The sequence below is a fragment of the Sphingomonas echinoides ATCC 14820 genome, from assembly GCF_000241465.1.
GTDB lineage: Bacteria > Pseudomonadota > Alphaproteobacteria > Sphingomonadales > Sphingomonadaceae > Sphingomonas > Sphingomonas echinoides.
On sequence record NZ_JH584235.1, the window covers coordinates 441,649 to 467,724 of the forward strand.

Genomic DNA, 26,076 nt, shown 5'->3' on the forward strand with positions numbered 1-26,076 from the left:
CCTTAACGGTAGCGCCGCATGCAGCGCGCACCGCACGCAAGCTGTCCCACATTGGGAACGCTAGGGAATCACGCGATAATATCGGGAACGAGCTGGTCTTCGAGCAAGGCGATCTCATCGCGCAACCGCAGCTTGCGCTTCTTGAAGCGCGCCAATTGCAATTGATCAAGCGAGCCAGCGCCGATCAAGGCCCCGATCGCCGAATCGAGATCGCGATGTTCGACTCGTAATACCTCCAGCCGCTTTGCGATCAGGCTCTCGTCCATCGTGCCCCCTTCGATGCCTCGCCTTAGCAAATCAGAGGCGCGCAGCACGGATAAAATCGACCGGTCGCATGAAACGGTGCGCGCGTCGTACATCGTCATAAAGGGGTAGAGACAAGCGCTGCGTAGCGTGTTCTATTGGCTTTCCCCAACAGTCCATGAAGGAGGTACGCATCCCATGCAGACCGCGCATCAATCGGCTCTTTCAGCCAAGCATGCAGTCCTCGATCGCCAGATCGCCGCCGAGACGCAGCGGCCCTTGCCGGACGCTGCGACATTGGCTGCGCTAAAGAAACAAAAGCTTCGAATCAAGCAGGAACTCGCGCAAATCTGACGCGAGACGGGCCCGGGCGCAGACCGCGCTCGGGCTACCCTGATAATCTCGCAATGCTAGCGGTGTTGTCGGGGGAAGATCGGCTTTACGAAAACCGGGGTTTGTCCGCCCTGGCCGACTGGCTTTCGGGCAAGCATCGGGTCGATATGGCGGTCGAACGCGACTCCGATCCGCCCCGCTGCCGACCAGGCGACCTGCCCCGGCACCCAGCCGACGCCCCTGACGTCGAACTCGACTCGCAGCCCCTGCGCGAGCCCGTCCGAAAACTCCGCCATCAGCCCGCCGGCCGAGAGATTGCGCACCCGCACTGGTTGGGTAGCCGACTGCCCGGCCACACGAAAATCCGCCATCAGGAACAGGCTGTCACGCGTGTCCTGACGGTTGTGCGCCCCGTCCTCAATCGAGGGGTTGAGCGGATCTTGCGAGAAGTGGTCCATTGCGTGGGAAATGCCGATCTTGGTTCCCGTCGAGATTACCCGCGCAATGGTATCCAATACCTTAAAGCACCGACCGTTCGATCAATCCTCGCGCGAAATCTTTTCATGCCGTTCATGACGTTCCTGGGCTTCGACCGTCATCGTCGCGATCGGCCGCGCCTCCAGGCGTGCGAGCGAGATCGGCTCGCCGGTCACTTCGCAATAGCCGTACTCGCCTTCGTCGATCCGGCGCATCGCTGCCTCGATCTTGGAGATAAGCTTGCGCTGCCGGTCGCGGGTGCGCAGTTCGATCGACCAATCGGTTTCGCTGGACGCTCGGTCGGTAAGATCCGCCTCGCGCAAGGTATCGACCTGAAGCTGTGAAAGCGTGCCCGCCGCCTCCCGCAGGATCGAGTCCTTCCAGCCCTGCAGTTTTGCGCGAAAATACGCTTGCTGACGGGGGTTCATGAACTCCTCGTCCGCGCTTGGCCTGTAGCCGTCGTCGCTACCGACCTGCGGTACCGCGAATTTTTCGGAATCGTCCAATCTATTCAAGACAGTCGCCATCCCACTCTCTCCCCTCACGATCACCCGATGCTTTGCGCACCTCTGGACCGAGCCAAGGTCAACCCACCTGATGCGGGCCTATAGCCATGCCATTGAAGCACCACAAGCAATCCTGATGCCGCGCGACACGGGAAAATGGGATCGGACAAAATTGATCCTGCCAGAGGCTTATTCCTGCGCCGTTCGGACGCGCGGAGACCAGACACGCAGACTCGGCAAAACGTCTTGACGGTCGCGTGCAAAACAAATGTTAACGTGGAAGGCGATCCATAATGAAACGTTAACCATGCTGCGCACTGCTTAGTCACGATTTGTTGCCAAATGATCACGAAAAAGTTGGTTAACGCAATTGCACTTAACGCTTTGTTCGGCACTTTGGGGAATATCAAATGCAAGTCTGAGCGAAATGTATCGTCCAGGCGATACGTGCGCCGTTAGTGAGAGAATAGCATCATGTCCGTCCGGATGGCTTTGGCGAAACTGTGTGCATGTGCCTGTGGGGGGGCTATTGTCGGCGGTGGAGCCGTGCATGTAGCCGACGGCGCGCGGGCACGCAGCGCCTATACGCACAAGGTCACCAAACGAATCGTGCGCCGCACGACCACGGTCGCCGCCAGCAAAATGCGGGTCGGACACGCTGGCGCGCGCGTTCGCAAGGTGGTGACCCAGACCACCACGACGCAGCCGCAAGTGGTGTATCTGACGGCACAGGGTGCCCCCGTTCCTGTGGACCCGCCTTATTCGGGCTCTGGCGGTGGCGGTGGCGGCGGGCTGACCGTGATCGGCGGCAGCGGTGGTTTCGGCGGCGGCGGCTTTTTCGCAGGCGGCTTCTTCGGGGGCGGGAGCAGCAGCGGCGGCGGTAGCATCGTCATCTCGTCGACTTCGACCGGCGGCTCGACATCGAGCGGCGGATCTTCGACCAGTTCCTCCACCAGCGGCGGCTCGACCTCGACCGGGGGATCGTCCACCGGCGGATCGTCGACGTCGAGCGGCAGCGTTTCGAGCACGTCGTCCAGCGGTTCGGTCAGCAGCACCTCCTCGTCCGGCGGTTCGGGCGGATCATCCTCGTCCACGAGCACGGGCGGCGCAACGGTGTCGAGCACGTCGTCAACCGGCGGATCGTCGTCGAGCGGGAATGTCTCCTCGGCATCGGGCGGTTCCAGCGGCAATGTCTCGTCGGCCTCGGGTGGCTCGAGTGGGAATGTGTCGTCCGCATCGGGCGGTTCGAGCGGGAACGTTTCCTCGTCTTCGGCATCGAGTGGCAACGTCTCCTCGTCCTCCAGCGGTAACGTGTCGTCGGCCTCGAGCGGGAACGTCTCTTCGGCCTCGAGCGGCTCTTCGTCCTCCAGTGGCAACGTATCCTCGGCCAGCTCGTCCAACGGTTCGAGCAGCAGCAGTTCGTCGGCAAGCTCAAGCAGCTACGGCTCGAGCAGCCATGGCTGGAGCTCCAATGGCGGATGGGGATCCTCGGGCAGCGGCAGCAACGGAAGCAGCGGAAGCAGCGCATCAAGCAGTGCCAGCAGCGGCAGCACGGGTTCCAGCGGCGGCCCACCGGCCCCCGTCCCGGCACCGCCCATGGTCCTGCTGTTCGGGGCGGCCGCAGCCGCGCTGGTGGCGCGCAAGCGCTTCGCCAAACCGAGCGCAAACCTGGCCTGATCGGACGAAAAGCGGCCGCCGGGCGGCTTCACCACGCGAACGGGTTGCGTAGGGCACGGGGCGACGCCATAGCCCGGTCATGCACGATATCCGCCTGATCCGGGATGATCCCGCCGCCTTCGACGCAAGCCTCGCCCGGCGTGGCTTTGCCCCCGTTGCCTCTGAACTGGTCGCGCTCGATGAACGGCGACGCGCGCTGATGACCGAGGCGCAAGTGGCGCAGGCGCGGCGCAACGAAGCCTCGAAAGCGATTGGTGCCGCGAAAGCGGCCAAGGACGAGGCGACCGCTGCCACGTTGATGGCCGAGGTTGCGACGCTGAAAGAACGGCTGCCCGCGATCGAAGCCGAAGAAAAGGCGCTTGGCGAATCGTTGAACGCCCAACTCGCGGCGATCCCCAATCTGCCGCTTGCTGACGTGCCCGAGGGTGCCGACGAGGCCGGAAATGTGCTGGTCGCCAGCCACGGCACCCCCGGCACCTTCGCCTTCACCCCGCGCGAGCATGACGCGATCGGCCCTGCGCTGGGACTCGATTTCGAAACCGGCGCGGCAATGTCGGGCGCGCGCTTTACCCTGTTGCGCGGTGCGGCGGCGCGGCTGCACCGCGCGCTTGGCCAATTCATGCTCGATACGCTGTCAGGCACGCACGGCTATGAGCAAGTGGTGCCGCCGCTGCTGGTGCGCGACGAAGCGGTGTTCGGCACCGGGCAGCTCCCCAAATTCGCCGAGGATCTGTTCAAGACGACCGATGGCCGCTGGCTGATCCCGACCGCCGAAGTCAGCCTGACCAATATCGTGCGCGAACAGATTTTGAGCGAGGCCGAACTGCCGCTGCGCTTCACCGCCCTCACCCCGTGCTTCCGTTCGGAAGCGGGCGCGGCGGGGCGCGATACGCGCGGTTTCATCCGCCAGCATCAGTTCGAAAAGGTCGAGATGGTGTCGATCGTGACGCCCGATGCTTCGGAAGCCGAGCATGAGCGGATGACGGCCTGCGCGGAAGGCTTGCTCAACGCGCTTGGCCTGCCGTTCCGCCGGATGAAATTGTGCACCGGCGACATGGGCTTCACCGCCGCGCGCACCTACGATCTCGAAGTGTGGCTGCCGGGACAAGGGCAGTATCGCGAGATTTCGAGTTGCTCGACCTGCACCGATTTCCAGGCGCGGCGCATGAATGCGCGCTACCGGCCCGAGGGCGAAAAAGCGACTCGCTTCGTTCACACGCTCAATGGCTCGGGCCTCGCGGTCGGACGGACGTTGGTGGCGGTTCTGGAAAACTATCAGCAGGAAGATGGCGCGGTGGCGATTCCGGACGTGCTCCAGCCCTATCTCAAGGGCCTCAACCGCCTGGAACCGGCACGCTGACCTTTCCCGTTCGCTCTGAGCCTGTCGAAGGGCGGCCCTCCTCCCGCGCCTTGCTCGCAAGGGAGAGCGGTGCTTCGACAGGCTCAGCACGAACGGAAAAGCGCGTCATGCATAAAGGACGACACGATGCGGATTCTGCTGACCAATGACGATGGCTATCACGCGCCCGGGCTCAAGATCCTGGAAGCGATTGCCGCGAAATTTTCCGACGATGTCTGGATCGTTGCGCCCGCCGACGAACAATCGGGCGCGGGCCATTCGCTGACTCTGACGCGCCCGATCCGCGTGCGCCAACACGCCGAAAAGCGCTTTGCCGTGGCCGGCACGCCGACCGATGCGGTGATGATGGCGCTCGCCCGGATCATGCGGGACGCCAAGCCCGACCTGATCCTTTCAGGCGTCAATCGCGGGGCCAATCTGGCCGAGGACGTGACCTATTCCGGCACGGTTTCCGCCGCGATGGAGGGCGCGCTGGCGGGGGTGCGGTCGATCGCGTTGAGCCAGGTCTATGACCGCGAGGGCCTGGGCGACGCGGTGCCGTTCGAAGCCGCCGCCGCCTGGGGTGAGCGCGTATTGCGCCCGTTGATCGACGCCCCGCTGGAACCGCGCAGCCTGGTCAACATCAACTTCCCCGCTGGACCGGCTGACCGCGTGAAGGGGATCAAGATCGTCCAGCAGGGCCTGCGCGATTACGGACGCCTGCAGATCGTCACCAACCGGGATCCGCGCGGATACGACTATCACTGGTTCGCGCTCGGCCCGACCGAGGAAACACCGGCCCACGCCACCGATCTGGAAGCTGTGCAAGATGGGTACATTGCCGTGACGCCGCTGCATCTCGACCTGACACACCGCCCCTCGCTCGCTATGCTGGGCGCATTGTACGCTTAGGGGGGTAGAGAATGGGGCATCGCGGCAAGACCTTTGGTATCGCGATCCTGGTCCTGGCACCGCTCACCGCCTGCATTCCCAATCCAGACCGGCCACAGCGCGGTTATGACGCCCCGCCCCCCTATCAGCCGCGCGACGACCAACGGCCTTACGAACCGCAAGGCGGGGATCGTCCCGACCGCGAGCAGGATCGCTACGAACCGCAACGGATCGATGCGGGCGTTTCGGCCCTCCCCGCGCCCCCGCCCGCCTGGCAGGCGCGACCGGTAACCGCGGATGCCGAGACCGTTTCGGCGACAAGCTATATCGTCCGCCCCGGGGACACGTTGCGCGCCGTTGGGGACCGCACAGGTGCCGGTTCCGAGGCGATCGCGCGGGCGAATGGCCTGGCCGCCCCCTTCGTCATCCGGCCAGGACAGCGGCTCGACATCCCCGGCGGGCGCTATCATCAGGTCCGCGCCGGGCAGACTGGGATTGCGATCGCGCGCGCTTACGGCGTGGATTGGTCGCGCATCGTCAGCGCGAACGAGTTGAACGAGCCCTATACGCTGCGGGTCGGGATGCGCATTCTCATCCCCGGCACGGCAAGCGGGAGCACCGCGGCCGAACGCGCCGCCGCCTTCCGGCTCGACATCGATGATATCGTCACCGGCAGCGAGCCCGCTCTGGCGGCAAACGAGCGACCGGTCCGCCCGTCGCCTTCGTCGCGGCGGGTGCTGGCACCCACGCAAGCGGTTGCCGAACCGACCCGACTGAGCGGTGGCTTCGCCTGGCCGGTGCGGGGGCGCATCGTCGCCCATTTCGGCCCCGGCGCGTCGGGCGAAAAATATAACGGCATCAAGATCGCGGTGCCGATCGGCACCCCGATTCTCGCCGCCGCCGATGGTGTGGTGGCCTATGCCGGCAGCGGCATCCCGACGCTGGGCGGCCTTGTCATCGTGAAGCACGGCGATAGCTGGACGACGGTGTACGGCCATGCCAGCCAGCTGCTCGTCCAGCGCGGCCAGTCGGTGCGGCGCGGGCAAACGATCGCGCTGTCGGGGGATTCGGGGTTGGCCGATCGCCCCGAACTCCATTTCGAGATGCGCAAGGGCCGCACCCCGGTCGATCCGCAGCGGCAATTGCCGGGGATTTAATTCGGAGAAAAATCCGCTATTCGCCCGGAATGACCGAGCACACCTCCGCCCTCCTCCGCCTGCTGTCCGAGCGTGGCTATATCCACCAGACGACCGATGCCGCCGCGCTCGATGCGCTCGCCGCCAAGCAGACGGTGCCGGGCTATATCGGTTTCGATCCGACCGCGCCGTCGCTCCACGTCGGCAGCCTGGTGCAGATCATGCTGCTGCGCCGCCTCCAGCAGAGCGGGCACAAGCCGATCGTGCTGATGGGCGGCGGCACCGGCAAGATCGGCGATCCGAGCTTCAAGGACGAAGCCCGCAAGCTGCTCGACCATGATGGCATCGCCACCAATGTCGCCTCGATCCGGCGCATCTTTGAACGCTTTCTGGTGTTCGGCGACGGCCCGACCGACGCCATCATGCTCGACAATGCCGAGTGGCTCGACAAGCTCGAATACATCCCGTTCCTGCGCGATGTCGGCCAGCATTTTTCGGTCAATCGGATGCTCAGCTTCGATTCGGTCAAGCTGCGGCTCGACCGCGAACAGTCGCTGTCCTTCCTCGAATTCAACTATATGATTCTCCAGGCTTATGACTTTCTGGAACTGTCGCGCCGCGCCGGGTGCCGCCTGCAAATGGGCGGGTCGGATCAATGGGGCAATATCGTCAACGGCATCGAATTGTCGCGCCGCATGGACGGGACCGAGGTCTACGGCATCACCACGCCGCTCATCACCACCGCCGATGGCGGAAAGATGGGCAAGACCATGTCGGGCGCGGTGTGGCTGCACGAGGACCAGTTGCCGCATTACGATTACTGGCAATTCTGGCGCAACACCGATGACCGCGATGTCGGCCGCTTCCTGCGGCTGTTCACCGATCTGCCGCTGGAGGAGATTGCGCGGCTCGAAGCCCTGGAAGGCGCCGAGATCAACGCTGCCAAGATCGTGCTCGCCAATGCCGCCACCGCCATGTGCCGTGGCGAAGCCGCCGCAGCCGAAGCCGCCGAAACTGCGCGGCGCACCTTTGAAGAAGGGGGCGCGGGCGGGGCGCTGCCGACCTTCGCCGTCGTCGGCCCGATCGGCATTGTCGATGCGTTGATCGGCTTAGGCTTCGCGGCATCGAAGGGCGAGGCGAAGCGGCTGATCAAAGGCGGCGGCGCGCGCGTGGGCGCGGACAAGGTCAGCGATGAGGCGCTGATGATCGAGGTGGGCGACGAGCCGGTGCGGATTGCCGCGGGTAAGAAGCATCACGGCCTGTTGGTCCGTGCGTAAATCTCGATAGAACCTCAAAAAATATAACGGTTAGCGGACGTTAAGCGGCTTCGTTGCGACCTGTTTTACATCCTTTGTCGTATTTTTGCCGAGCCCATTAGAGGGGTTTGGCAATGGCGAAGGCACTGGCAGGACAGGTCGCGGACAAGCGCGCCCTGGCCCGCGACGAAGTACATTATCGCGCCCGGGCTTATGGTCCGGACGCACAACAGGTGTCGTTGCTGATCGTGAATCTGTCGGCGCTCGGCCTGATGGCGCGCGCCGAGATTCCCTATGGCGAAGGGGAGCGGTTACGCGTGACGTTGCCGGTGGTCGGCGTCGTGGTCGCGGAAATCCGCTGGTCGCTGGGCGGGCGGATCGGATGCGAGCTGGATCAACCGATCGACCTTGCGGATTATTATGAGGTGCTGGCGGTGATGGTGCGGGGTAATCGCGGGGGCCCATAAGGCTCCCGTTCGACATCACCCAGATCGCAGCAAGGCAACGCCCGCTTCGCGCTCGAACAGATAGAGCGCGGTTCGCGCCGCCTGGCCGCGTGCGCCGTCCAGCCCACCGTCGCGGTCGATCAGCAGGCGGGCATCATCGGTGGCGATCGGCAGCAAGGTGGTCAGCATGTCGGGCGTCGCGAGGCGGAAACCCGCCTCGCCCGATTGCTTGGTGCCGAGCAATTCGCCTGCGCCCCGCAACCGCAGATCTTCCTCGGCGATACGGAACCCGTCATTGGTCTCGCGCATCAACGCGAGGCGCGCGCGCGACGTTTCGCTCAGCGCTCCGCCACGGATCAACAGGCAGTTCGATTTGCCCGACCCCCGCCCGACGCGCCCGCGCAACTGGTGCAATTGCGCAAGGCCAAAGCGGTCGGCATGTTCGATCACGATCAGCGTTGCATTGGGCACGTCGACCCCGACCTCTATCACCGTCGTCGCCACCAGCACGCCCAAGTGCCCGCTGGCAAAGGCCGCCATCACCGCATCCTTTTCGGCAGGCTTCATCTTGCCATGGACCAGCCCGACGCGGTCGCCAAAGCGCGCGCGCAGCGTCTCCGCGCGGGCCTCGGCCGCCGCGAGATCGCTCTTTTCGCTCTCCTCGACCAACGGGCACACCCAATAGGCCTGGCCGTCATCGGACAGGTGCCGCCCGAGCGCATCGACGACATCGCTCAGCCGGTCTTCGGAAATCACGCGCGTTTCGATCGGCTGGCGCCCCGGCGGCATTTCGTCGAGCTGGCTCACGTCCATCTCGCCATAATGGGCCAGCGTCAGCGTGCGCGGGATCGGCGTCGCCGTCATCGCCAGCAAATGCGGCGCGGCCTTGGCCTTGGCCTGCAACATCATCCGCTGCGCAACGCCAAAGCGGTGCTGCTCATCGACCACCACCAGCCCGAGATCCTTATAGGACACCGCTTCCTGGAAGATCGCATGCGTGCCGATCAGAATGTCGATCGTGCCCGCCGCCAGCCCCATCAGTGTCGCTTCGCGCACGCGCCCCTTGTCGCGCCCGGTCAGCACCGCAACCTCGACCGGCAAGCCCGCCAGCATCCGCCGCAGCGACTCATAATGCTGCCGCGCGAGGATCTCGGTCGGCGCGAGCAGCGCCGCCTGCGCGCTCGCTTCCACCGCGGTCAGCATCGCCAGCGTCGCCACCAGCGTCTTGCCCGCGCCGACATCGCCTTGCAGCAGCCGCAGCATCGGCTGCGCCTGCGCCAGATCCCCCTCAATCTCGCGCACCGTGCGCGCCTGCGCGCCGGTCAGCGCATAGGGCAAGCGCAGCGCCTCGCGCAGCTTGCCCGTCCCGACCAGCGCCCGCCCACGCCTGGCCCGCGACGATTGCCGCACCAGCATCAGCGCAAGCTGGTTGGCGAACACCTCGTCATAGGCCAGCCGTGTGCGCGCAACGGTGTCGGACGGGTCGGCATGAAGGCGCGCCAACGCCGCACGCCAGCCGGGCCAATCGTGCTTGGCCAGCAAGCCCGGTTCGATCCATTCCGCCAAATCGGGCGCGCGCTCGATCGCTTGCGCCGCCAAATGCCCCATCCGCTTGGACGTGATCCCCTCCGACAGCGGATAGATCGCCTCGCGCTCGGGCGTGTCCTCGGCTTCCTCCAGCGGCAGTACATAGTCGGGATGCACGATCTGCAATTCCTGGCCGTACTGCTCCAGCCGCCCCGACACGCGGCGCGGCTCGCCGATCGGTGCGAGCTTCTTGGCCCAGCCCGAATGCCCGCCAAAATAGACGAGGCTGACATAATTGCCGCGCGCATCGGTCGCCTGCACTCGCGTCGGCCCGCGTCCGGCGCTGGAGCGATAGGATTGCGCGGTCAGTGTGATTGCGATCGTGCGCCCGGCATCGGCCATGTCGAGCTCGTCGCGCGCCAGCCGATCGACCCAACCGGTCGGCAAATGAAAGGCGACATCCACCACACGCGACAGCCCCAGCCGGTCGAGCGGCTTGGCCAGACCAGGGCCAATGCCCTTCAGCGCCGTGACTTCGGCGAACAATGGATTGAGGATATCGGGCCGCATGACTATCTGGGGTGCTCTTACCCCCACCCGGCCACCACCGCCAGCACATGCTGTCGGCGTGCGTCGGGCAATCTGCGTTGGACGCCCATGGACCGCGAAACCCGCCTCAAACGCCTGCGCTTCCGCAGCTGGCACCGTGGCACCAAGGAAGCCGACCTGCTGATCGGCGGCTTTTTCGACGCGCGCTCGGACGGATGGAACGACGCGGAGATCACGCTGTTCGAGGAATTGCTGGAGGAACAGGATGTCGACATCATGGCCTGGGCGATCGGAACCGAAGCCTGCCCGCCGCGCTATCAAGGCTCGATCGTCGATGCGCTGAAAGCGCTGAACTACGTGCCGATCGCGGAATAAAAAATCTCCCTCTCCCCGCTCGCGGGGAGAGGGCCGGGGAGAGGGGCAGTAACGCGCACGCCCTTCCATGACTGCCCCTCTCCCGCGCTTCGCTTCGCTCGCTTGCCCTCTCCCCGCAAGCGGGGAGAGGGAAACAAGAATGCCCAACCTGTCGCACATCCTCACCGCCAAGACCCCGCTCACGCTCGCGGGCGTGCCCACCGGGTTCGAGCCGTGGCTGCTCGCCGATCTCGCCCGCGCCGCCAAGACGCGCGCGGTGTTCGTCGCGCCGGACGAAGCGGCGATGCGCGCGATCGCGGCAACCGCCCCCACCTTCGCGCCCGATCTCGAAGTGCTCACCTTCCCGGCGTGGGACTGCCTGCCCTATGACCGCGCCTCACCGACCTTGCGCGTCATGGCCGAGCGCATGGCGACGCTCTACCGCCTGCAACAGCCGCCCAAGGGGCCGCAATTGCTGCTCACCACCGTCAATGCGGTGGCGCAGCGCACGCTGACGCCGTTCCGCATCCGCCAATTGGTCGCGCGGCTTGCGCCCAAGGAGCGGATCGGCCGCGACCGGCTTGCCGCGCTCTTGCAAGCCAATGGCTATGTCCGCGTCGAAACCGTTGCCGATGCGGGTGAATTCGCCGTGCGCGGCGGCCTGGTCGATCTGTTCCCGAGCGGCGAGGAACACGCACTGCGGCTCGATTTCTTCGGCGACGAAATCGAAAGCGTCCGCACCTTCGACCCTACTGACCAGCGCACCACCGGGCGCGTCGACGGCTTCGTGCTGCTCCCCGCCTCCGAAACGCTGATCGACGAGGACAGCGTCAAGCGCTTCCGCGCGCGCTATCGCGAGCGTTTCGGCGCGACCGCGACCGGCGACCCGCTCTATCAGGCGATCAGCGACGGGCGGCGCCTGGCGGGGATGGAGCATTGGCTGCCGCTGTTTGAGGACAAACTCGCCACGCTGTTCGATCATCTGGGCGACGGTGCGGTGATCCTGCGCGATGCCGGATCGGTCGCAGCCGCAGAACAACGCTTCGAAGCGATCACCGATTATCACGCCAATCGCGTGAAGGCGCAGTCGAGCGATCCCGGCAGCTATCGCCCGCTCCCCGTCGACAGCCTGTATCTCACCGCCAAGGACTTTGCCGAGCGGCTCGACCAGGCCCCCGCCCACCGCATCACCGCCTTCCACGAACCGGAAACCGCCACCGTGATCGATTTCGGCGTGGACGGCCCGCGCGATTTCGGTGCCGAGCGCGCCAATGGCGCGAACGTCTATGAAGCCGTCGTCCACCATTTGCGCGGGCTGGCACGCGACGGGCGCAAGGCGGTGCTGGCAAGCTATTCGACCGGCGCGCGCGAGCGTCTTGCCGGGCTGCTGAGGGACCATGGCGCGACCAACCTCAAGCTGGTCGATACCTGGCAGGAAGCGCTGGGGGCGTCTGCTCCTGCTTCTCCCCTCCCTGGAAGGGAGGGGTCGGGGGTGGGTCGCTCTGAAACGGGCACCACCTCCCCTACGGGCCAACCCACCCCCAGCCCCTCCCTGTCAGGGAGGGGAGGCCAAGGCGCGACCGTCGCCCTCCTCATCCTCCCCCTCGACCACGGTTTCAGCAGCCCGCAGGTCGCGCTGCTCACCGAGCAGGACATGCTCGGCGACCGCCTCGTGCGGCGCAACAAGCGCAAGAAATCGGCCGATGCCTTCCTCGCCGAACTGGCGATGCTCACACCCGGCGATCTCGTCGTCCATGCCGATCACGGCATCGGTCGCTATGAGGGGCTGACCTCGATCCCCGTCGGTCAGGCCCCGCACGATTGCGTTGCACTGACCTATGCCGGCGGCGACAAATTGTTCGTGCCCGTCGAAAATCTCGAAGTGCTGAGCCGCTACGGCTCGGACAGCGAAGGCGCGAGCCTCGATAAACTCGGCGGCGAGGCGTGGCAGCGCCGCAAATCCCGGATGAAGGAGCGCATCCGCGAAATCGCGGGCGAACTCATCGCCACCGCCGCCGAACGCGCGCTGCGCCCCGCCGAAACGATCGATCGCGACAGCAGCTACGCCGCCTTTGTAGACCGCTTCCCTTATGAAGAAACCGACGATCAGGATCGCGCGATCGAGGATGTGATGGGCGATCTCGGCAAGGGCACGCCGATGGACCGGCTCGTCGTCGGCGATGTCGGTTTCGGCAAGACCGAAGTCGCGCTGCGCGGTGCCTTCGCCGCCGCGATGGCCGGGCTGCAGGTCGCGGTGGTGTGCCCCACCACCCTGCTCGCGCGCCAGCATTTCAACAACTTCACCGCGCGTTTCGAGGGTTTCCCCTTGAACGTCGGCCGCCTCAGCCGCCTCGTGCCCGGCGCCGAGGCCAAGGCAACCAAGGAAGGCCTCGCCAACGGCACGATCGACGTGGTCGTCGGCACGCACGCGATCCTCGCCAAGGGCATCGAGTTCAAGCGCCTCGGCCTGGTCGTGGTCGATGAGGAGCAGCGCTTCGGCGTCACCCACAAGGAACGGCTGAAGGCCCTCAAGAACGACGTCCATGTCCTCACCCTCACCGCCACGCCGATCCCGCGCACGCTGCAAATGGCGATGTCGGGCCTGCGCGAACTGTCGGTGATCCAGACCCCGCCGGTCGATCGCCTCGCGGTGCGCACCTATGTCATGCCGTGGGACCCGGTGGTGCTGCGCGAGGCGTTGCTGCGCGAGCATTATCGCGGCGGCCAGAGCTTCTTCGTCACCCCCCGCATCGCCGATCTGCCCGATATCGAAGCGTTCATGCGAGATCACGTGCCCGAGGTCCGCTACGTCGTCGCGCACGGCCAGATGGCACCGACCGAAGTCGAAGAGCGGATGTCGGCGTTTTACGACAAGAAATTCGAGGTGCTGATCTCGACCACCATCGTCGAAAGCGGGCTCGATATTCCGAGCGCCAACACGATGATCATCCACCGCGCCGATCGCTTCGGCCTCGCCCAGCTCTATCAGCTGCGCGGGCGCGTCGGGCGCGCCAAGACCCGCGCTTATGCCTATCTCACCACCCCCGAAAACCGTATCTTGAGCGAAACCGCCGAAAAGCGGCTCAAGGTGCTGAGCGATCTCGATACTTTGGGCGCGGGCTTCCAGCTCGCCAGCCACGATCTCGATCAGCGCGGCGCGGGCAATCTGCTCGGCGACGAACAATCGGGCCATATCAAGGAAGTCGGCTACGAACTCTACCAGTCGATGCTGGAAGAGGCGATCATGGACGCCAAGGCCGGTGGCCAACGCCTGCGCCCCAAGGACTTCAGCCCGCAAATCACCATCGATGCGCCGATCCTCATCCCGGAGGATTATGTGCCCGATCTCGATCTGCGCATGGGGCTGTACCGCCGCCTCAACGATCTCGAGGACCAGAACCAGGTCGAGGCCTTCGCCGCCGAACTGATCGACCGTTTCGGCAAATTGCCCGATCCGACCGAGAATTTGATCCGAATCATCGAGATCAAACTCAACGCCAAGAAGGCCGCCGTCGCCAAGATGGACGTGGGGCCGAAGGGTGCGCTCGTTACCTTCTTTGACGATACCCCGCCCAATGTGCCCGGCCTGCTCGCCTGGGTCGGCAAGCTCGATGGCGTGGCGCGGCTACGCCCCGACAGCAAATTGGTGGTCAACCGCGTCTGGGCCGATCCCAAGGCGCGGCTGCACGGCGCGCTGCAATTGTCCAAGGGCCTGGCCAAGGCGGCAGGGTAAGGAGCGCGCCCTCCCTGTTCCCTTCCCCGGCGAAGGCCGGGGCCCAGAAGCGCAGCAGAGCAGCATCAACGCTGCGTCCGCTTGGCATGGACGGCACTCCTGGGCCCCGGCCTTCGCCGGGGAAGGGCAAAAACAGCCGAGATTCAGCGCAATCTTGGGTGAGCGCCTCCGCTTAGGAACTATGGTCGGCAATAATCCGCCACCCGCCCCGTTCCTTGCGGAACACCAGCGAGGTCATGCCCGATTGCACGCTGCCATCGCCGCCACGCAGCGTGAAGCGACCGATATACAGCGCGTGGGCGGGGTCGAGCAGCCGGAAGTCGAGCGTCTCGAAGCTGAGCGCGCCACGCTTCGCGGCATTGGCGAAATCATATTTGGTGCGATAGCGCTCGGCCATCACCGCCTTGCCGCGCAACACCCCGGTCTTGGTGACGAAGCTGGTGTCGGAGTCGTCCGAATAGACCGCCATGAAGCGCGCCAGATCGCCCGCATTCCAACCCGCTGCGCTGTCGGCCATCGCGGCCTCCACGCCGGCTTGCGGCGATGGCTGCGTCACGGGGACGGGTGCCCTCGCCTGAACCGCAAGCGGCGTGGCGATCAGGAGCAAACCAAAGGCAAACCGCATCATAACCGCCCTCCTTTATCGTGCCATCAAGGCGACGAGCGCCGCCAAGGTAATCGGCTCCGAACACAGGAAGCCCTGGTAGATCTGGCAGCCTTCTTTGGCGAGCGCCTCCAGCTGCGCCTCATTCTCCACCCCCTCCGCGATCACGGTGAGGCCGAGCGAGCGCGCCATATCGATCACGCCGCGCACCACGATCCGGTCGCGCGGGGAGCCAGTAATGTCCTGCGCCAGCTTCTTATCGATCTTGAGATAATCGAGCGGCAACGCCTTCAAATAAGCGAGGCTCGAATAGCCGGTTCCGAAATCATCGATCGCGATTCGGCAACCCGCCCCGCGCAACACCGATAACAGGTTCGACGCGATCCCCAGATCCTCGATCAAGCCGCTCTCGGTAATCTCCAAGGTCAGGCGGGAGCGCGGGAAGCCGCTGCTGTCGACCCGGTCGAGGAACAGATCGGCAAAGCCCGGGCGGGCAATGTCCCCTGCCGTCAGGTTGAGCGACAGTCGCAATCCCGCAAGCGACGTCGGCCAGGCCGCCGCCTGGGCCAGCACCAGCTTCTGTATATGGTCCGACAGCCCGATATCGAGATCAGCCCGCGCGGCGGCGGCGAACAGCGTCTCGGCACCGATGGTGCCCAGCACGCCATGCTCCCACCGCGCGAGCGCCTCGACCCCAACGATCGCGCCGGTTGAGACAGACACTTGCGGCTGGAACAACACGCTAATCTCGCCGCGGTCCATCGCATGGTTCAGCTCGACCGCGAGCCGGTCGATCGGCTCGCCATCGGTATCGGCATCGGCGACCCGCATCGTCGCACTGTCGGACTCGCGCGCTTCGGCCAGCGCTTCGCTCGCCCGGCGCAGCAGGCTCGCGGCGGAATCCTCCTCGCGCGCCTCGGCCAGGCCGATGCGGCAACCGAGCACCGCGATCGACTCCCCGGTGACAAACGGTCGTGCCAATTCTGCCGCGATTCGCGCCACCGCCAGATCGATCCGCAAACGCGGCGCGCGCGCCGCGACAGCGAAGGTCGCGCCCCCCATGCGCGAGACCAGCGCATCGCGCCCAAGCATTTCGCGCGCGACATCGTCGATCCGCTTCTGCGCGCTGCGCAACAGCGCGTCTCCGGCGGAACGGCCATAAGCGGTATTGACCATCTCGAAGCGATTGAGCGCCACCAGCATCATATGCAGCGGCTCCTCGCGGGAGTTCTCCAGCTGCCGCGTCAGCCAGCGCCGCGCATTGCTGGCATCGCGGTTGCCAGCCAATGCTTCTCGCATTTCGGCGGCCGGCTCGGGCACACTACCAAGCGGCTCGACCACAGCCTCGATGCGCTGGGTCGTTTGGTCCCACTGCAAATGCTGCACCATTCGGCCGATCCCGTCGGCATCGTGGGCAAAGGCGGTTGCCGGACGCGCAGGAGACATGCGCCGCAGCGCAGCGACCGCCGCCGCCCGATCGCCTTTATCCAGCCGACGCAGCAGCGCGCGCACGCCAACCGCGCGCTCCAGCCCCAGCAATTCCATGAGGCCAGGGGTCAAGACCAGCGCCTTGCCCGCCAAGTCATACCGCCAGCCCAACGTGGCAAATACCGGGCCCGCCGCCCATTCTCGCGCCAGCCGCTCCGCATGCCGGGCGGCGAAGCGCAGCGCCTGGAGAAACTCGGCTTCACTGAACGGGCTTGCCAGAAAATGCGTCGCCCCCGCCTCGAACAGCGCAGCAATGGTCCCGACCTCACCGCGCGAGACCAGCGCCAGCAAGGCCCCGCCATTGGCTTCGATCGCACCGCTGAGCATGGCAACGGCGCTGAGGCCGTCCTCGGTCGCGCCGCGCGCATCGATAACCGCGACGGCGGCACCGCTGGACAGGAACCGGCGCTCCGCGCCCCCGGCTCGTCGCGCCGCAACCACTTGCCATCCCGCCCCCGCCGCCAGGGAAGCAAGCTCATCGCGCTGGCGAAACGACAGGACGAACAGCGGAGCTTGATACGCAGCAATCATGCATTGATCCTAGTGAAGCGCTGCGGAATAAAGAAGAGCGACCTTTACCCCGCGCAATGCCCTTGTTCGCGCGCCCGCGAAGGCTTAGCTCCACAGCAGATGGATGCAGCACTCGCCCCCGCGCCCCGACTGGTCGACCGCCACGGTCGCACGATCAGCTATTTGCGGATTTCGGTGACCGATCGCTGCGATTTGCGATGCCGCTATTGCATGGCGGAGCAAATGACCTTCCTGCCCAAATCGGCGATCCTCAGCCTCGAGGAAATCGCGGTCATTGCCGAGCGTTTCATCGCGCGTGGCATCACCAAGATCCGCCTGACCGGGGGCGAGCCTTTGGTGCGCCGCGATGTCGGCCAGTTGGTGACGCGGCTGGGCCGCCAGATCGGCGCGGGGCTCGACGAACTGACCATGACCACTAATGGCAACGCGCTCGCGCAGCACGCGGCCACGATGGTTGCGGCTGGCATCCGTCGGATCAATGTCAGCCTCGACAGCCTCGACCCCGAGACCTTCCGCTACATCACCCGCCATGGCGATGTTGCACGCGTGATTTCGGGCATCCTCGCCGCGCGCGACGCCGGGCTTGCGGTCAAGGTCAACATGGTCGCACTGAAGGGCCTGAACGACGACCAGATCGCGCCAATGCTCGACTGGTGTATCGCCGAACGGCTGGACTTGACCCTGATCGAGACGATGCCGCTCGGCCAGATCGATGAAGATCGCGCCGACCGCTTCGTACCGCTAACCGCCGTGTTCGACGATCTCGCCGCGCACTTCCCGCTCCAGCGCGATCCGCATCGCAGCGGTGGCCCCGCGCGCTATTGGCGCGTCGGCGATACGGCCACGCGGCTCGGGCTGATCTCGCCGCTGACCGCCAATTTCTGCGATACCTGCAACCGCGTGCGGCTGACCACTGAGGGCGTGCTGTACACCTGCCTCGGCCATGATGATCATGTCGATCTCAAGACCATCCTGCGCCAGGACGGGATCAATGGCCTCGACGCCGCGCTCGATGCCGCGCTTGCCAGCAAACCCGCGCGGCACGATTTCGATATCGCTGCGGCCTCCCCCGCCGTCGCGCGGCATATGAGCGTCACCGGCGGATGACCTCGCTGCAGCGCCGCGCACTGGTCGCCTCGCCGACCCCACAGGCGCAAGAGGCGGCGGCCGTCCTTGCCGACGCGCACGATTGGGTGCCGCCCGAGGAGGCCGAGCTGATCGTCGCGCTCGGCGGCGACGGCTTCATGCTGCAAACGCTCCATGCAATGCTGGAGCGCCGCAAGCCCGTCGTGCCGGTATTCGGCATGAACCTTGGCACGGTCGGCTTTCTGATGAACGAATGGCGTCCGCACGGGCTGGACACGCGGTTGGACCGGACCAAGGCGTTCAAGGTCGTACCGCTCGCCATGAACGCGACCACCATCGATGGCGAAACGCACGCGCTGCCCGCAATCAACGAAGTGTCGTTGCTGCGTGAGACGCGCCAGACCGCGAAGCTGGAGGTGACGGTCAACGATCGTGTCGTGATGCCCGAGCTGGCCTGTGACGGCATCTTGGTCGCCACCCCGGCCGGATCGACGGCCTATAACCTCTCGGCACAGGGCCCGATCCTGCCGCTTGGTTCCAACATGCTGGCGCTGACCCCGATCAGCCCGTTCCGGCCGCGGCGTTGGCGCGGCGCGATCCTGCCCGACAAGACGCGAATCACCTTGCGCGTGCTCGAGCCCGCCAAGCGCCCGGTCAGCGCTGTCGCCGACCAGCGCGAGATTCGCGATGTCGCGGTGGTGGAGATCATGATCGATCGCACGCGCGAACTGACATTGCTGTTCGATCCCGAACACGCCCTCGACGATCGCATCACGATGGAACAGTTCCTCTCCTGAAGCGGGGCGGACCCACCACCAGGCAGCAGCATTGCGTTCGACAAACAGCGTCGAGAAATGCCGTGTTTGGTAGCAAAGGCACCAAGCGCGTCAAAGCGTCCAGGCCAGAGTGTTCGAGGGGGACCCCCGGTAAGCTCCGTTTTTGTTTTCCCGTAAGCAGCCCTTTATTAAGGCGATTGGTTTAGCGGCGGACTTACAAGTATCGTGGCCGATGAGTAATTTATGGTGCTCTCAAAGTTTTTTGGCAATCATCGTCGACAAGAAGAGGACCGACATACCCAAACGGTGATGGCCGGAATCTTTCGCACCGCCGTGGGCGATCTTGGATCGCCGGAATCGATGCCCTTGGCGCTATATTGCGTGTCAGTGATTGCCGGGCACGCCATGCAGCAAGTTGCACTGGCGGAACGGATTGCTCAGGGGCTCGCACACCAAGCGCCGGATGTCGTTCCCGTAACGTCGTCTGCCGGGCGCACCTATGTCTTTGGCAATTCTGTCGCAGCAGCGCTTCTCCGAAAGGGAGACAAGCCAGGTTTCATCGACTGGATGGCTCTCCACGGAAAGCTCGTCGCCGATGAGCAGCGTCTTTCGACCTGGTTCGGAAAATCCGCAGCTACGGTTGGCGGCGAAGACTATGGTCGGCCAAGCCCTCCCTTAGATCGCTTCGGCTGGCCGACGATCGTCGATGTGATGGCTAACGCCGACGCTGTAGTGGCGTATCTCCGAAGCGGCGGATTAGTGCCCGGTCAGTTTGGAGATATTCTGACCAACGCCGCCCGGGTCGCGCTCCTTCGCGCGGCCGACCACCGAGAGCTTGGCTCACTTGCAGACTTCGCAGTCCTGGCGATCGAGGCCGCGATAGCAGGCTCGCATATGGTACCCGTGCGGGGTGCTGTTAGCGCAACCTGATATTCTAGCCCGACCTGCGGGCGGCATAACCAGGTGCAGCTTAATCGGCTCAGTGGCGCTTGGTGCACTTCCTGCCGGATACCGCAAAAAATGGCTCCCTGAGTAGGATTCGAACCTACGGCCGCTCGATTAACAGTCGAGAGCTCTACCGCTGAGCTATCAGGGAACACTGCGGAGGCGGGCCTATAGCAGCGAGATTCGCAGACGCGCAAGGCCCGTTTTCAGCTTTTATCGCGATGGGCCAAAACCACCGAGGCCACGGAGATATTGGGTCTTGATATCGACCACGGCGACACCACTACCGACATCGATCGCGGCATCCTCCACACGCGGGCGCGCGCGACCGATCCGGGCGTTGCTGCGCAACCCGACACCGTCTTTCCAGAAATCGAATTTGTCCTGCGCGCGCCGCGAATGCAGGAACAGCACTGCGTAGCGGCCAGGGTGCGGCACGCGGATGCACAACGACACCGGCCCTGCACTCGGCGCATCGATCGTCACGCGCCGGAACGTCTTGCCCTCAGCCAGCAGATCCATGTCGGGGCGCATGAAATCCTTGTCGTTGGCGGGATAGAGCTCCAGCCGGAGCAGGCCAGTGCGGTCTTTCAAGTCCGAAACGTTGACTTGAATGGCGGGTCCGCGTCCCGAAGCGCAGTGGCTGGCGTCCGCCCCCATCACGCCGCCCGCGAGAGCCGCGCCGGGGCACGCTGCCAGCGCGACCAGCGTTAGAGAGAATGCCGATAACATCACTTTCATGATCGGTCCTGAAATCGCTCGGCCACGCGGGCCCGTTACGAAACGACACCACCGAACCCATGACCTGCGGCGAATCGAGCCTGGTGCGGCATGGTTAAAACGGTCGTATCATTCGAACGACGCCGTCCACCGGCGGAAACCACCTCAGCCGCCTTGGCCAGTGCGACGGAACGTTCCGTTATGAGGTCGAACGGAAACGCGCTCCTTTCGTCGTGCGTCAGTCTCCGTTCAGCTACAACGGTTTATGCGATTCGCGACCAGTGCGATTGTCCGGAGCCTTGCCACGGGTGGATCGTTCTGCGCTTCATGGCCTTGGCTTCGCGGCAGGGTCGGCATATCAGCCGGTCGCCGTCGCGTTTTTGGAGATCGACATGCCGCTACCTTCTTCTGCCTTACGCAAAACCCTCGCGGTAGCGCTCGGTGCCGTTACCCTGTTGACGTCGGCGTGCGCGACCGAATCGACCTATCGCCCCGCGACCGGCCATGGCTTTGAACGCTCGGGCTATAGCGACCGTCAGATCGAGGATAACCGCTTCCAGGTGAGCTTCTCGGGCAACAGCTATACCTCGCGTGACACCGTCGAGAAGTATCTGCTGTACCGCGCCGCAGAACTGACGGTGCAGCGCGGCTATGACTATTTCATCTTTGCCGATCGCGATGTCGATCATCGCTCGCGCGTCTATTCCACGCCCAGCGTCGGCGGTGGTTATGGCTTTGGCGGCTATTGGGGCCCGAGCTGGCGCTACCGGGGTCGCGGCTTTGGCTGGCGCACCTGGGACCCGTTCTTTGGTGACCCCTTCTTCGATCGTGGCGTCGATATCGATACGATCGACAAATATGAGGCCAATGCCGAAATCATCGTCGGCAAGGGCCCCAAGCCGCGCGACAACATCAAGGCGTTCGATGCCCGCGACGTGATCCACAACCTCGGGCCGAGCATCGTCACCCCCAAATAAGCGCCCACGAAAAAGGCCCCCTTCCGGTCGCGGAAGGGGGCCTTTTTTTGTGCCTGGGATCAGCGCCGTGCGGCGGTCACATCACACCGCGCCGTGGCAATGCTTGTACTTCCGGCCCGAACCGCACGGGCACGGGGCATTGCGGCTGACCTTGCCTTCCCATTCCGAGGGATCCTGCCCAAAATCGCTGCCATCGGGCAGTGGGATCGAGAGCGGTGCCAGGCGGGTGGTGATGTGGCCGCTGGTGCCGCCATCCTGGTCCATCGTGTCGTCCTCGCCCGTGAACGGGTCGAAATGCGAGGTGATGAAATCGGGCAGCGTCGGCAATTGCGGCGCTTCCTGGATCTGGAATTGCGCAAAGGCGATCGTGCGCGTCACATCCTCGCGAATGTTGGCGAGCATCCGCTCGAACAGCGAGAAGGCCTCCTGCTTATATTCGTTGATCGGCGTCTTCTGCGCATAAGCGCGCAAGTGGACGACCTGCCGCAACGCATCCAGCGTCGACAGATGCTCCTTCCAGTGATGGTCGAGATTCTGCAGCAGGATCGACTTCTCGACCCGCACCCAGGTTTCCGGATCGAGCGAGGCGGCTTTCTCCGCAATCGCCTCGTCGGCCATCGTCTGCACGCGGCTTTCGATGATCTCGGGGTCGATCGCTTCCTCTTCCAGCCACGCCTCGATCTGCGGTTCGAGGTTGAGCGTCTCGGCCAGGGCGGCCTTCATGCCGACAATATCCCACTGCTCGGGATAGGTGCCCGGAGGGCAGGCACCGCCAACGATCGTGTTGACCGTTTCGGCGCGCATATCCGCGACCACGTCGCCCACCGTGTCGGCATCCATGATATCGGCGCGCTGCTCGTAAATCACCTTGCGCTGATCGTTCATCACGTCGTCATATTCGACGACTTGCTTGCGGATGTCGTAGTTGCGCGCCTCGACCTTCTTCTGCGCGGTTTCGATCGCCTTGGACAGCCATTTGCTGCCGATCGCTTCGCCATCGCCGATGTTGGAGCGCATCATCTTCGCGAACAGCGTGTCCGGCCCGAAGATGCGCAGCAGATCGTCGTCGAGGCTCAAATAGAAGCGGCTGAGGCCGGGGTCACCCTGGCGGCCCGAGCGACCACGCAGCTGGTTATCGATACGGCGGCTCTCATGCCGCTCGGTGCCGAGCACGAACAGCCCGCCCGCCGCCAGCACATTGGCCTTTTCATTCTCGATCTCGGCCTTGATCCGCTCGATCGCGGCATCGCGCTCGGGGCCTTCCTCTAGATCTGTCAGCTCGTCATTGATGCGGAATTCGAGATTGCCGCCCAGCTGAATGTCGGTGCCGCGCCCGGCCATGTTGGTCGCGATGGTGACCGCGCTCTTGCGGCCGGCCTGCGCGACGATATGCGCTTCCTGCTCATGGAAGCGCGCGTTGAGCACCTTATGCGCGACGCCTTCCTGGACCAGAAAGTCGCTCAGCAATTCCGACTTTTCGATCGACACCGTGCCAACCAGCACCGGCTGGCCGAGATCGGCGTGATGCTTGATCTTCTTGGCAATTGCGCGGAACTTGTCGGCGGTGTCCTTGTAGAATTCGTCTTCCTCGTCGATCCGCTTGACCGGCACGTTGGTCGGGATGGTGACGACGTTCATCTTGTAAATGTCGTAGAATTCCGCCGCCTCGGTCGCTGCCGTGCCGGTCATACCGGCGAGCTTGGGGTACATGCGGAAATAGTTCTGGAAGGTGATCGACGCCATCGTCTGGTTCTCGGGCTCGATCTCGACGCCTTCCTTGGCCTCGATCGCCTGATGCAGACCGTCCGACCAGCGGCGGCCATCCATCATACGGCCGGTGAATTCGTCGATGATGACGACCTTGCCGTCCTTGACGATATAATCGGTGTCGGCCTTGAACATCATGTTCGCGCGCAGCGCCTGGTTGGTGTGGTGCACCACCTGCGTGTTCTCGAAATCATAGAGGTTCGCGCCCTCGAGCAACCCGGCATCCTCGAGCATGCGCTCGACCTTCTCGGTGCCGTCCTCGGTCAGGATGATCGACTTCTGCTTTTCGTCTTTCTCATAATCCTCGGGCGCGAGCTGCTTCACGACCAGATCGACCGAGCGATACAGGTCAGACTTGTCGTCGGTCGGGCCGGAGATGATCAGCGGGGTACGCGCTTCGTCGATCAGCACCGAATCGACTTCGTCAACGATCGCCATCGCGAATGGGCGCTGCACCATCGATTCGCGATCATACTTCATATTGTCGCGCAGATAGTCGAAGCCGAACTCGTTATTGGTGCCGTAGGTGATGTCGGCGGCATAGGCCTGGCGGCGTTGTTCATCGGACAAGTTCGGCACGATTACGCCCACCGTCATGCCGAGGAAATTATAGACCTGTGCCATCCAGCCGGCGTCGCGCGCCGCCAGATAATCGTTGACGGTGATGACATGCACGCCCTTGCCGGGCAGCGCGTTGAGATAGGTGGCGAGCGTCGCGACGAGCGTCTTGCCCTCGCCCGTGCGCATCTCGGCGATTTCGCCACGGTGGAGCACGATGCCGCCGATCATCTGCACATCATAATGGCGCTGGCCGAGCGCGCGCTTGGCCGCTTCACGCACGGTGGCGAAGGCCTCGGGCAGCAAATCGTCGAGCTTCTCGCCCGCCGCGAGGCGTTCGCGGAATTTGGCGGTCTGGCCCGACAATTGTTCGTCCGACATGGCGGAGATAGCGGGTTCGAAGCCGTTGATCTTGGCGACGATCGCGCCGAGCGATTTGACGTACCGGTCGTTGGACGATCCGAACAGGGATTTGGCAAGGCCGCCGAGCATGGAGAATTCCTGATAAGAAACGCATCTGCCGCAGGGTGCGCGGCGACGCTGAAGGTCGATGGAAAAATCGGTTCCGCACACGCGGCGGACCGCGTCCGAACGCTATTCGCGACGCCGCGTTGCGTAGAGCGGGCTTGCAGGTGCCAGCGCAAACCCCGCCAGATCGGGCGCACGACACAGCGCCACCAGCGCCGTCATCACATTGGCCGGACGCAAGACGCTGGAGCGCGTCGGCGCGACTCGCACCGCTGCCTGCACCACCGCCGCCGCCTGATGCAGTTGCACCCCAGGCACGCGCGTCCCCGTCGCCCCGGTCAGGGCGCTGAGCAAAGCGGAGAGGATCAGCAGCAGTTCCAAGGTCGCACGTCACCCGTCGGTGGAACGCAGCCGCTTAAGGCCATTTCCGCCGGGCGTCCAGCACCGCGCGCCAAAAGCCGAACGGTTGCAATACAGCGGCGAGCCCCCATTTCATTGTGCATCGCAGCATAAACTGCGGTACACTCCCTCATGAAAGAAACCGCGTCCCGCGTCATGGACCGGATAGAGACGTCGCATGCCTGGTTTATCCGAAACGCTGTCCCGGCTCGCCGCCGCGCGCGCCAACGCCACCCAAATGCCGATCCCGGACTCGGACCGGTTGGCGGACATTGCGAGCTTCGGCAGCGACCCCGGCAATTTGCGCGCACGCCATTATATTCCGGCCGGATTCAAGGCCGTGGCACCGCTGGTGGTGGTGTTGCACGGCTGCACGCAGAATGCGGCGGGTTACGATCACGGCTCGGGCTGGTCGGCGCTGGCTGACCGCCACGGCTTTGCCTTGCTCTATCCCGAACAGCGCCCGGCCAATAACCCCAACCGCTGTTTCAACTGGTTCGCCGCCGACGATATCACGCGTGACCAGGGCGAGGCGCTGTCGATCCGTCAAATGATCGCGCACATGATTTCCGACTATCATATCGATCCAACGCGGGTGTTCGTGAACGGGCTGTCGGCCGGTGGCGCGATGACGATGGTCATGCTGGCCACCTATCCCGAGCTGTTTGCCGGTGGCGCGGTCATCGCTGGCCTCCCTTATGGTACGGCCACTTCGGTTGGTGCGGCGTTGCAGCGGATGCGCGGCAGCGGCCTGCCCGACGCCCCCGCCCTCGCCGAACTGGTGCGCGACGCCGCCCCGACCCCGCTGCGCTGGCCGCGTCTTTCGGTATGGCATGGCACCAGCGACCAGACCGTCGCGCCCGACAATATGGAAGCGATCATCGCGCAATGGGCGGCGCTTCAGGGCCTCTCCGTCGAGGCCGCCCAACACGACCGGGTGGATCAGCAGGCGCGTCGGCGCTGGATCGGGCCGCGCGGAACGGTGCAGATCGAAGCCTATAGCATCGCCGGGCTCGGCCATGGCACGCCGATCGATCCGGTCGGCGACGGAGCCTGCGGCACGGCGATGCCGTTCATGCTTCCGGCGGAAATCTGTTCCACCCGCCACATCGCGGGATCCTGGGGTATAGCCGACACCGCCCGCGCCAAAGCCGGCCCGCGCCGGGCCGCGCCGCCCCCGCCACCGCGCGCAACCGCCCGCCCGGTCGCGCAGGGTGGTGTCGCGAAAGTGATCAGCGACGCCTTGCGCGCGGCCGGTCTGATGCGCTGATTCGGCAGCTTGTGTCGCCC

At 64.7% G+C, this 26,076-nt stretch carries 24 protein-coding genes and 1 tRNA gene; 13 read left to right on the forward strand and 12 right to left on the reverse strand.

Annotated features, from left to right (window positions below):
• Positions 1–68 precede the first annotated feature (68 nt).
• Positions 69–266 carry a YdcH family protein gene (locus ON00_RS01890; RefSeq protein ID WP_010402816.1) on the reverse strand — a complete coding sequence of 66 codons (198 nt, stop codon included), beginning with the start codon at positions 264–266 and terminating at the stop codon, positions 69–71.
• Between the two features lie 175 nt (positions 267–441).
• Here ON00_RS01890 and ON00_RS20040 point away from each other — a divergent pair, with 175 nt between their 5' ends.
• On the forward strand, positions 442–597 hold the full coding sequence (locus tag ON00_RS20040) for a YdcH family protein (RefSeq protein WP_010402817.1): 156 nt from the start codon (positions 442–444) through the stop codon (positions 595–597).
• Between the two features lie 56 nt (positions 598–653).
• Here ON00_RS20040 and ON00_RS01895 read toward each other — a convergent pair whose 3' ends face one another.
• The 4 genes from ON00_RS01895 to ON00_RS20470 form a co-directional block, all read right to left on the reverse strand.
• Positions 654–1,034, reverse strand: coding sequence for a PilZ domain-containing protein (locus ON00_RS01895; RefSeq protein WP_010402818.1), 381 nt, complete (start codon positions 1,032–1,034; stop codon positions 654–656).
• A gap of 81 nt (positions 1,035–1,115) precedes the next feature.
• Positions 1,116–1,580: an RNA polymerase-binding protein DksA gene (gene dksA, locus ON00_RS01900; protein WP_010402820.1), complete on the reverse strand. Its 465-nt coding sequence runs from the start codon at positions 1,578–1,580 to the stop codon at positions 1,116–1,118.
• Positions 1,581–2,317: 737 nt separating this feature from the next.
• The gene (locus tag ON00_RS01905; RefSeq protein ID WP_010402822.1) at positions 2,318–2,959 is read right to left on the reverse strand and encodes a hypothetical protein; all 642 of its coding nucleotides are present in this window, start codon (positions 2,957–2,959) and stop codon (positions 2,318–2,320) included.
• 39 nt (positions 2,960–2,998) lie between these two features.
• On the reverse strand, positions 2,999–3,271 hold the full coding sequence (locus tag ON00_RS20470) for a hypothetical protein (RefSeq protein ID WP_040601569.1): 273 nt from the start codon (positions 3,269–3,271) through the stop codon (positions 2,999–3,001).
• 44 nt (positions 3,272–3,315) lie between these two features.
• Here ON00_RS20470 and serS point away from each other — a divergent pair, with 44 nt between their 5' ends.
• From serS to ON00_RS01935, 5 genes are all read left to right on the forward strand, one after another.
• Positions 3,316–4,596: a serine--tRNA ligase gene (serS, locus tag ON00_RS01915; RefSeq protein ID WP_010402824.1), complete on the forward strand. Its 1,281-nt coding sequence runs from the start codon at positions 3,316–3,318 to the stop codon at positions 4,594–4,596.
• A 126-nt stretch (positions 4,597–4,722) separates the two neighbouring features.
• A complete protein-coding gene (surE, locus tag ON00_RS01920; RefSeq protein ID WP_010402825.1) occupies positions 4,723–5,487 on the forward strand; it encodes a 5'/3'-nucleotidase SurE in 765 nt (254 codons plus the stop codon).
• Positions 5,488–5,498: 11 nt separating this feature from the next.
• Positions 5,499–6,623 (forward strand): M23 family metallopeptidase, encoded by a 1,125-nt coding sequence (locus tag ON00_RS01925; RefSeq protein ID WP_010402826.1) that lies wholly within the window; start codon positions 5,499–5,501, stop codon positions 6,621–6,623.
• Between the two features lie 29 nt (positions 6,624–6,652).
• Entirely contained in the window at positions 6,653–7,879 is a 1,227-nt protein-coding gene (tyrS, locus tag ON00_RS01930; RefSeq protein ID WP_010402827.1) for a tyrosine--tRNA ligase, read from the forward strand.
• Between the two features lie 113 nt (positions 7,880–7,992).
• Complete coding sequence (locus tag ON00_RS01935) at positions 7,993–8,325, forward strand: PilZ domain-containing protein (RefSeq protein ID WP_010402828.1); 333 nt, start codon at positions 7,993–7,995, stop codon at positions 8,323–8,325.
• Between the two features lie 15 nt (positions 8,326–8,340).
• Here ON00_RS01935 and recG read toward each other — a convergent pair whose 3' ends face one another.
• Positions 8,341–10,401, reverse strand: a complete 2,061-nt coding sequence (gene recG / locus ON00_RS01940) for an ATP-dependent DNA helicase RecG (protein ID WP_010402829.1) — start codon at positions 10,399–10,401, stop codon at positions 8,341–8,343.
• A gap of 87 nt (positions 10,402–10,488) precedes the next feature.
• On the opposite strand from recG, the gene ON00_RS01945 reads away from it, so the two are divergent.
• Positions 10,489–10,755, forward strand: coding sequence for an FAD assembly factor SdhE (locus ON00_RS01945; RefSeq protein WP_010402831.1), 267 nt, complete (start codon positions 10,489–10,491; stop codon positions 10,753–10,755).
• Between the two features lie 139 nt (positions 10,756–10,894).
• Entirely contained in the window at positions 10,895–14,467 is a 3,573-nt protein-coding gene (gene mfd / locus ON00_RS01950; RefSeq protein WP_010402833.1) for a transcription-repair coupling factor, read from the forward strand.
• Between the two features lie 172 nt (positions 14,468–14,639).
• Here the strand turns inward: mfd and ON00_RS01955 are convergent, their stop codons facing one another.
• Positions 14,640–15,095, reverse strand: coding sequence for a YybH family protein (locus ON00_RS01955; RefSeq protein WP_010402834.1), 456 nt, complete (start codon positions 15,093–15,095; stop codon positions 14,640–14,642).
• A 12-nt stretch (positions 15,096–15,107) separates the two neighbouring features.
• Positions 15,108–17,090 carry a putative bifunctional diguanylate cyclase/phosphodiesterase gene (locus tag ON00_RS01960; protein WP_010402835.1) on the reverse strand — a complete coding sequence of 661 codons (1,983 nt, stop codon included), beginning with the start codon at positions 17,088–17,090 and terminating at the stop codon, positions 15,108–15,110.
• A gap of 99 nt (positions 17,091–17,189) precedes the next feature.
• Between ON00_RS01960 and moaA the strand changes: the two genes are divergently transcribed.
• The 3 genes from moaA to ON00_RS01975 all read left to right on the forward strand — a co-directional run bounded on the left by moaA (position 17,190) and on the right by ON00_RS01975 (position 19,882).
• Positions 17,190–18,197: a GTP 3',8-cyclase MoaA gene (gene moaA, locus ON00_RS01965; protein ID WP_010402836.1), complete on the forward strand. Its 1,008-nt coding sequence runs from the start codon at positions 17,190–17,192 to the stop codon at positions 18,195–18,197.
• On the forward strand, positions 18,194–18,973 hold the full coding sequence (locus ON00_RS01970; protein ID WP_010402837.1) for an NAD kinase: 780 nt from the start codon (positions 18,194–18,196) through the stop codon (positions 18,971–18,973). The genes moaA and ON00_RS01970 overlap by 4 nt, the downstream gene beginning before the upstream one ends.
• A 222-nt stretch (positions 18,974–19,195) precedes the next feature.
• Positions 19,196–19,882 (forward strand): hypothetical protein, encoded by a 687-nt coding sequence (locus ON00_RS01975; protein ID WP_154651259.1) that lies wholly within the window; start codon positions 19,196–19,198, stop codon positions 19,880–19,882.
• A gap of 91 nt (positions 19,883–19,973) precedes the next feature.
• On the opposite strand, the gene ON00_RS01980 is transcribed toward ON00_RS01975, so the two are convergent.
• Positions 19,974–20,048: transfer RNA gene (locus ON00_RS01980), tRNA-Asn, on the reverse strand.
• 62 nt (positions 20,049–20,110) lie between these two features.
• The gene (locus ON00_RS01985; protein ID WP_010402839.1) at positions 20,111–20,638 is read right to left on the reverse strand and encodes a DUF2141 domain-containing protein; all 528 of its coding nucleotides are present in this window, start codon (positions 20,636–20,638) and stop codon (positions 20,111–20,113) included.
• A gap of 371 nt (positions 20,639–21,009) precedes the next feature.
• Here ON00_RS01985 and ON00_RS01990 point away from each other — a divergent pair, with 371 nt between their 5' ends.
• Positions 21,010–21,594, forward strand: a complete 585-nt coding sequence (locus ON00_RS01990; RefSeq protein ID WP_029622346.1) for a CC0125/CC1285 family lipoprotein — start codon at positions 21,010–21,012, stop codon at positions 21,592–21,594.
• An 81-nt stretch (positions 21,595–21,675) separates the two neighbouring features.
• Here ON00_RS01990 and secA read toward each other — a convergent pair whose 3' ends face one another.
• Together secA and ON00_RS02000 are read right to left on the reverse strand one after the other, a co-directional pair.
• Positions 21,676–24,411 (reverse strand): preprotein translocase subunit SecA, encoded by a 2,736-nt coding sequence (gene secA, locus ON00_RS01995; RefSeq protein ID WP_010402841.1) that lies wholly within the window; start codon positions 24,409–24,411, stop codon positions 21,676–21,678.
• A 102-nt stretch (positions 24,412–24,513) separates the two neighbouring features.
• Positions 24,514–24,768 (reverse strand): hypothetical protein, encoded by a 255-nt coding sequence (locus ON00_RS02000; protein ID WP_010402843.1) that lies wholly within the window; start codon positions 24,766–24,768, stop codon positions 24,514–24,516.
• A gap of 196 nt (positions 24,769–24,964) precedes the next feature.
• Between ON00_RS02000 and ON00_RS02005 the strand changes: the two genes are divergently transcribed.
• A complete protein-coding gene (locus ON00_RS02005) occupies positions 24,965–26,056 on the forward strand; it encodes an extracellular catalytic domain type 1 short-chain-length polyhydroxyalkanoate depolymerase (RefSeq protein WP_010402844.1) in 1,092 nt (363 codons plus the stop codon).
• The last annotated feature ends 20 nt before the right edge of the window (positions 26,057–26,076 follow it).

Bases quoted from the DNA above. Each gene is read 5' to 3' on its own strand.
- recG (WP_010402829.1), bottom strand. From the start codon at position 10,401: ATGCGGCCCGATATCCTCAATCCATTGTTCGCCGAAGTCACGGCGCTG.
- ON00_RS01990 (WP_029622346.1), top strand. From the start codon at position 21,010: ATGCCGCTACCTTCTTCTGCCTTACGCAAAACCCTCGCGGTAGCGCTC.
- ON00_RS01925 (WP_010402826.1), top strand. From the start codon at position 5,499: ATGGGGCATCGCGGCAAGACCTTTGGTATCGCGATCCTGGTCCTGGCA.
- dksA (WP_010402820.1), bottom strand. From the start codon at position 1,580: ATGGCGACTGTCTTGAATAGATTGGACGATTCCGAAAAATTCGCGGTA.
- ON00_RS01970 (WP_010402837.1), top strand. From the start codon at position 18,194: ATGACCTCGCTGCAGCGCCGCGCACTGGTCGCCTCGCCGACCCCACAG.
- ON00_RS01935 (WP_010402828.1), top strand. From the start codon at position 7,993: ATGGCGAAGGCACTGGCAGGACAGGTCGCGGACAAGCGCGCCCTGGCC.
- tyrS (WP_010402827.1), top strand. From the start codon at position 6,653: ATGACCGAGCACACCTCCGCCCTCCTCCGCCTGCTGTCCGAGCGTGGC.
- ON00_RS01890 (WP_010402816.1), bottom strand. From the start codon at position 266: ATGGACGAGAGCCTGATCGCAAAGCGGCTGGAGGTATTACGAGTCGAA.
- ON00_RS01955 (WP_010402834.1), bottom strand. From the start codon at position 15,095: ATGATGCGGTTTGCCTTTGGTTTGCTCCTGATCGCCACGCCGCTTGCG.
- ON00_RS01975 (WP_154651259.1), top strand. From the start codon at position 19,196: ATGGTGCTCTCAAAGTTTTTTGGCAATCATCGTCGACAAGAAGAGGAC.
- moaA (WP_010402836.1), top strand. From the start codon at position 17,190: ATGGATGCAGCACTCGCCCCCGCGCCCCGACTGGTCGACCGCCACGGT.
- ON00_RS01985 (WP_010402839.1), bottom strand. From the start codon at position 20,638: ATGAAAGTGATGTTATCGGCATTCTCTCTAACGCTGGTCGCGCTGGCA.
- secA (WP_010402841.1), bottom strand. From the start codon at position 24,411: ATGCTCGGCGGCCTTGCCAAATCCCTGTTCGGATCGTCCAACGACCGG.
- ON00_RS01945 (WP_010402831.1), top strand. From the start codon at position 10,489: ATGGACCGCGAAACCCGCCTCAAACGCCTGCGCTTCCGCAGCTGGCAC.
- ON00_RS02005 (WP_010402844.1), top strand. From the start codon at position 24,965: ATGCCTGGTTTATCCGAAACGCTGTCCCGGCTCGCCGCCGCGCGCGCC.
- surE (WP_010402825.1), top strand. From the start codon at position 4,723: ATGCGGATTCTGCTGACCAATGACGATGGCTATCACGCGCCCGGGCTC.
- serS (WP_010402824.1), top strand. From the start codon at position 3,316: ATGCACGATATCCGCCTGATCCGGGATGATCCCGCCGCCTTCGACGCA.
- ON00_RS01895 (WP_010402818.1), bottom strand. From the start codon at position 1,034: ATGGACCACTTCTCGCAAGATCCGCTCAACCCCTCGATTGAGGACGGG.
- ON00_RS01960 (WP_010402835.1), bottom strand. From the start codon at position 17,090: ATGATTGCTGCGTATCAAGCTCCGCTGTTCGTCCTGTCGTTTCGCCAG.
- mfd (WP_010402833.1), top strand. From the start codon at position 10,895: ATGCCCAACCTGTCGCACATCCTCACCGCCAAGACCCCGCTCACGCTC.
- ON00_RS20040 (WP_010402817.1), top strand. From the start codon at position 442: ATGCAGACCGCGCATCAATCGGCTCTTTCAGCCAAGCATGCAGTCCTC.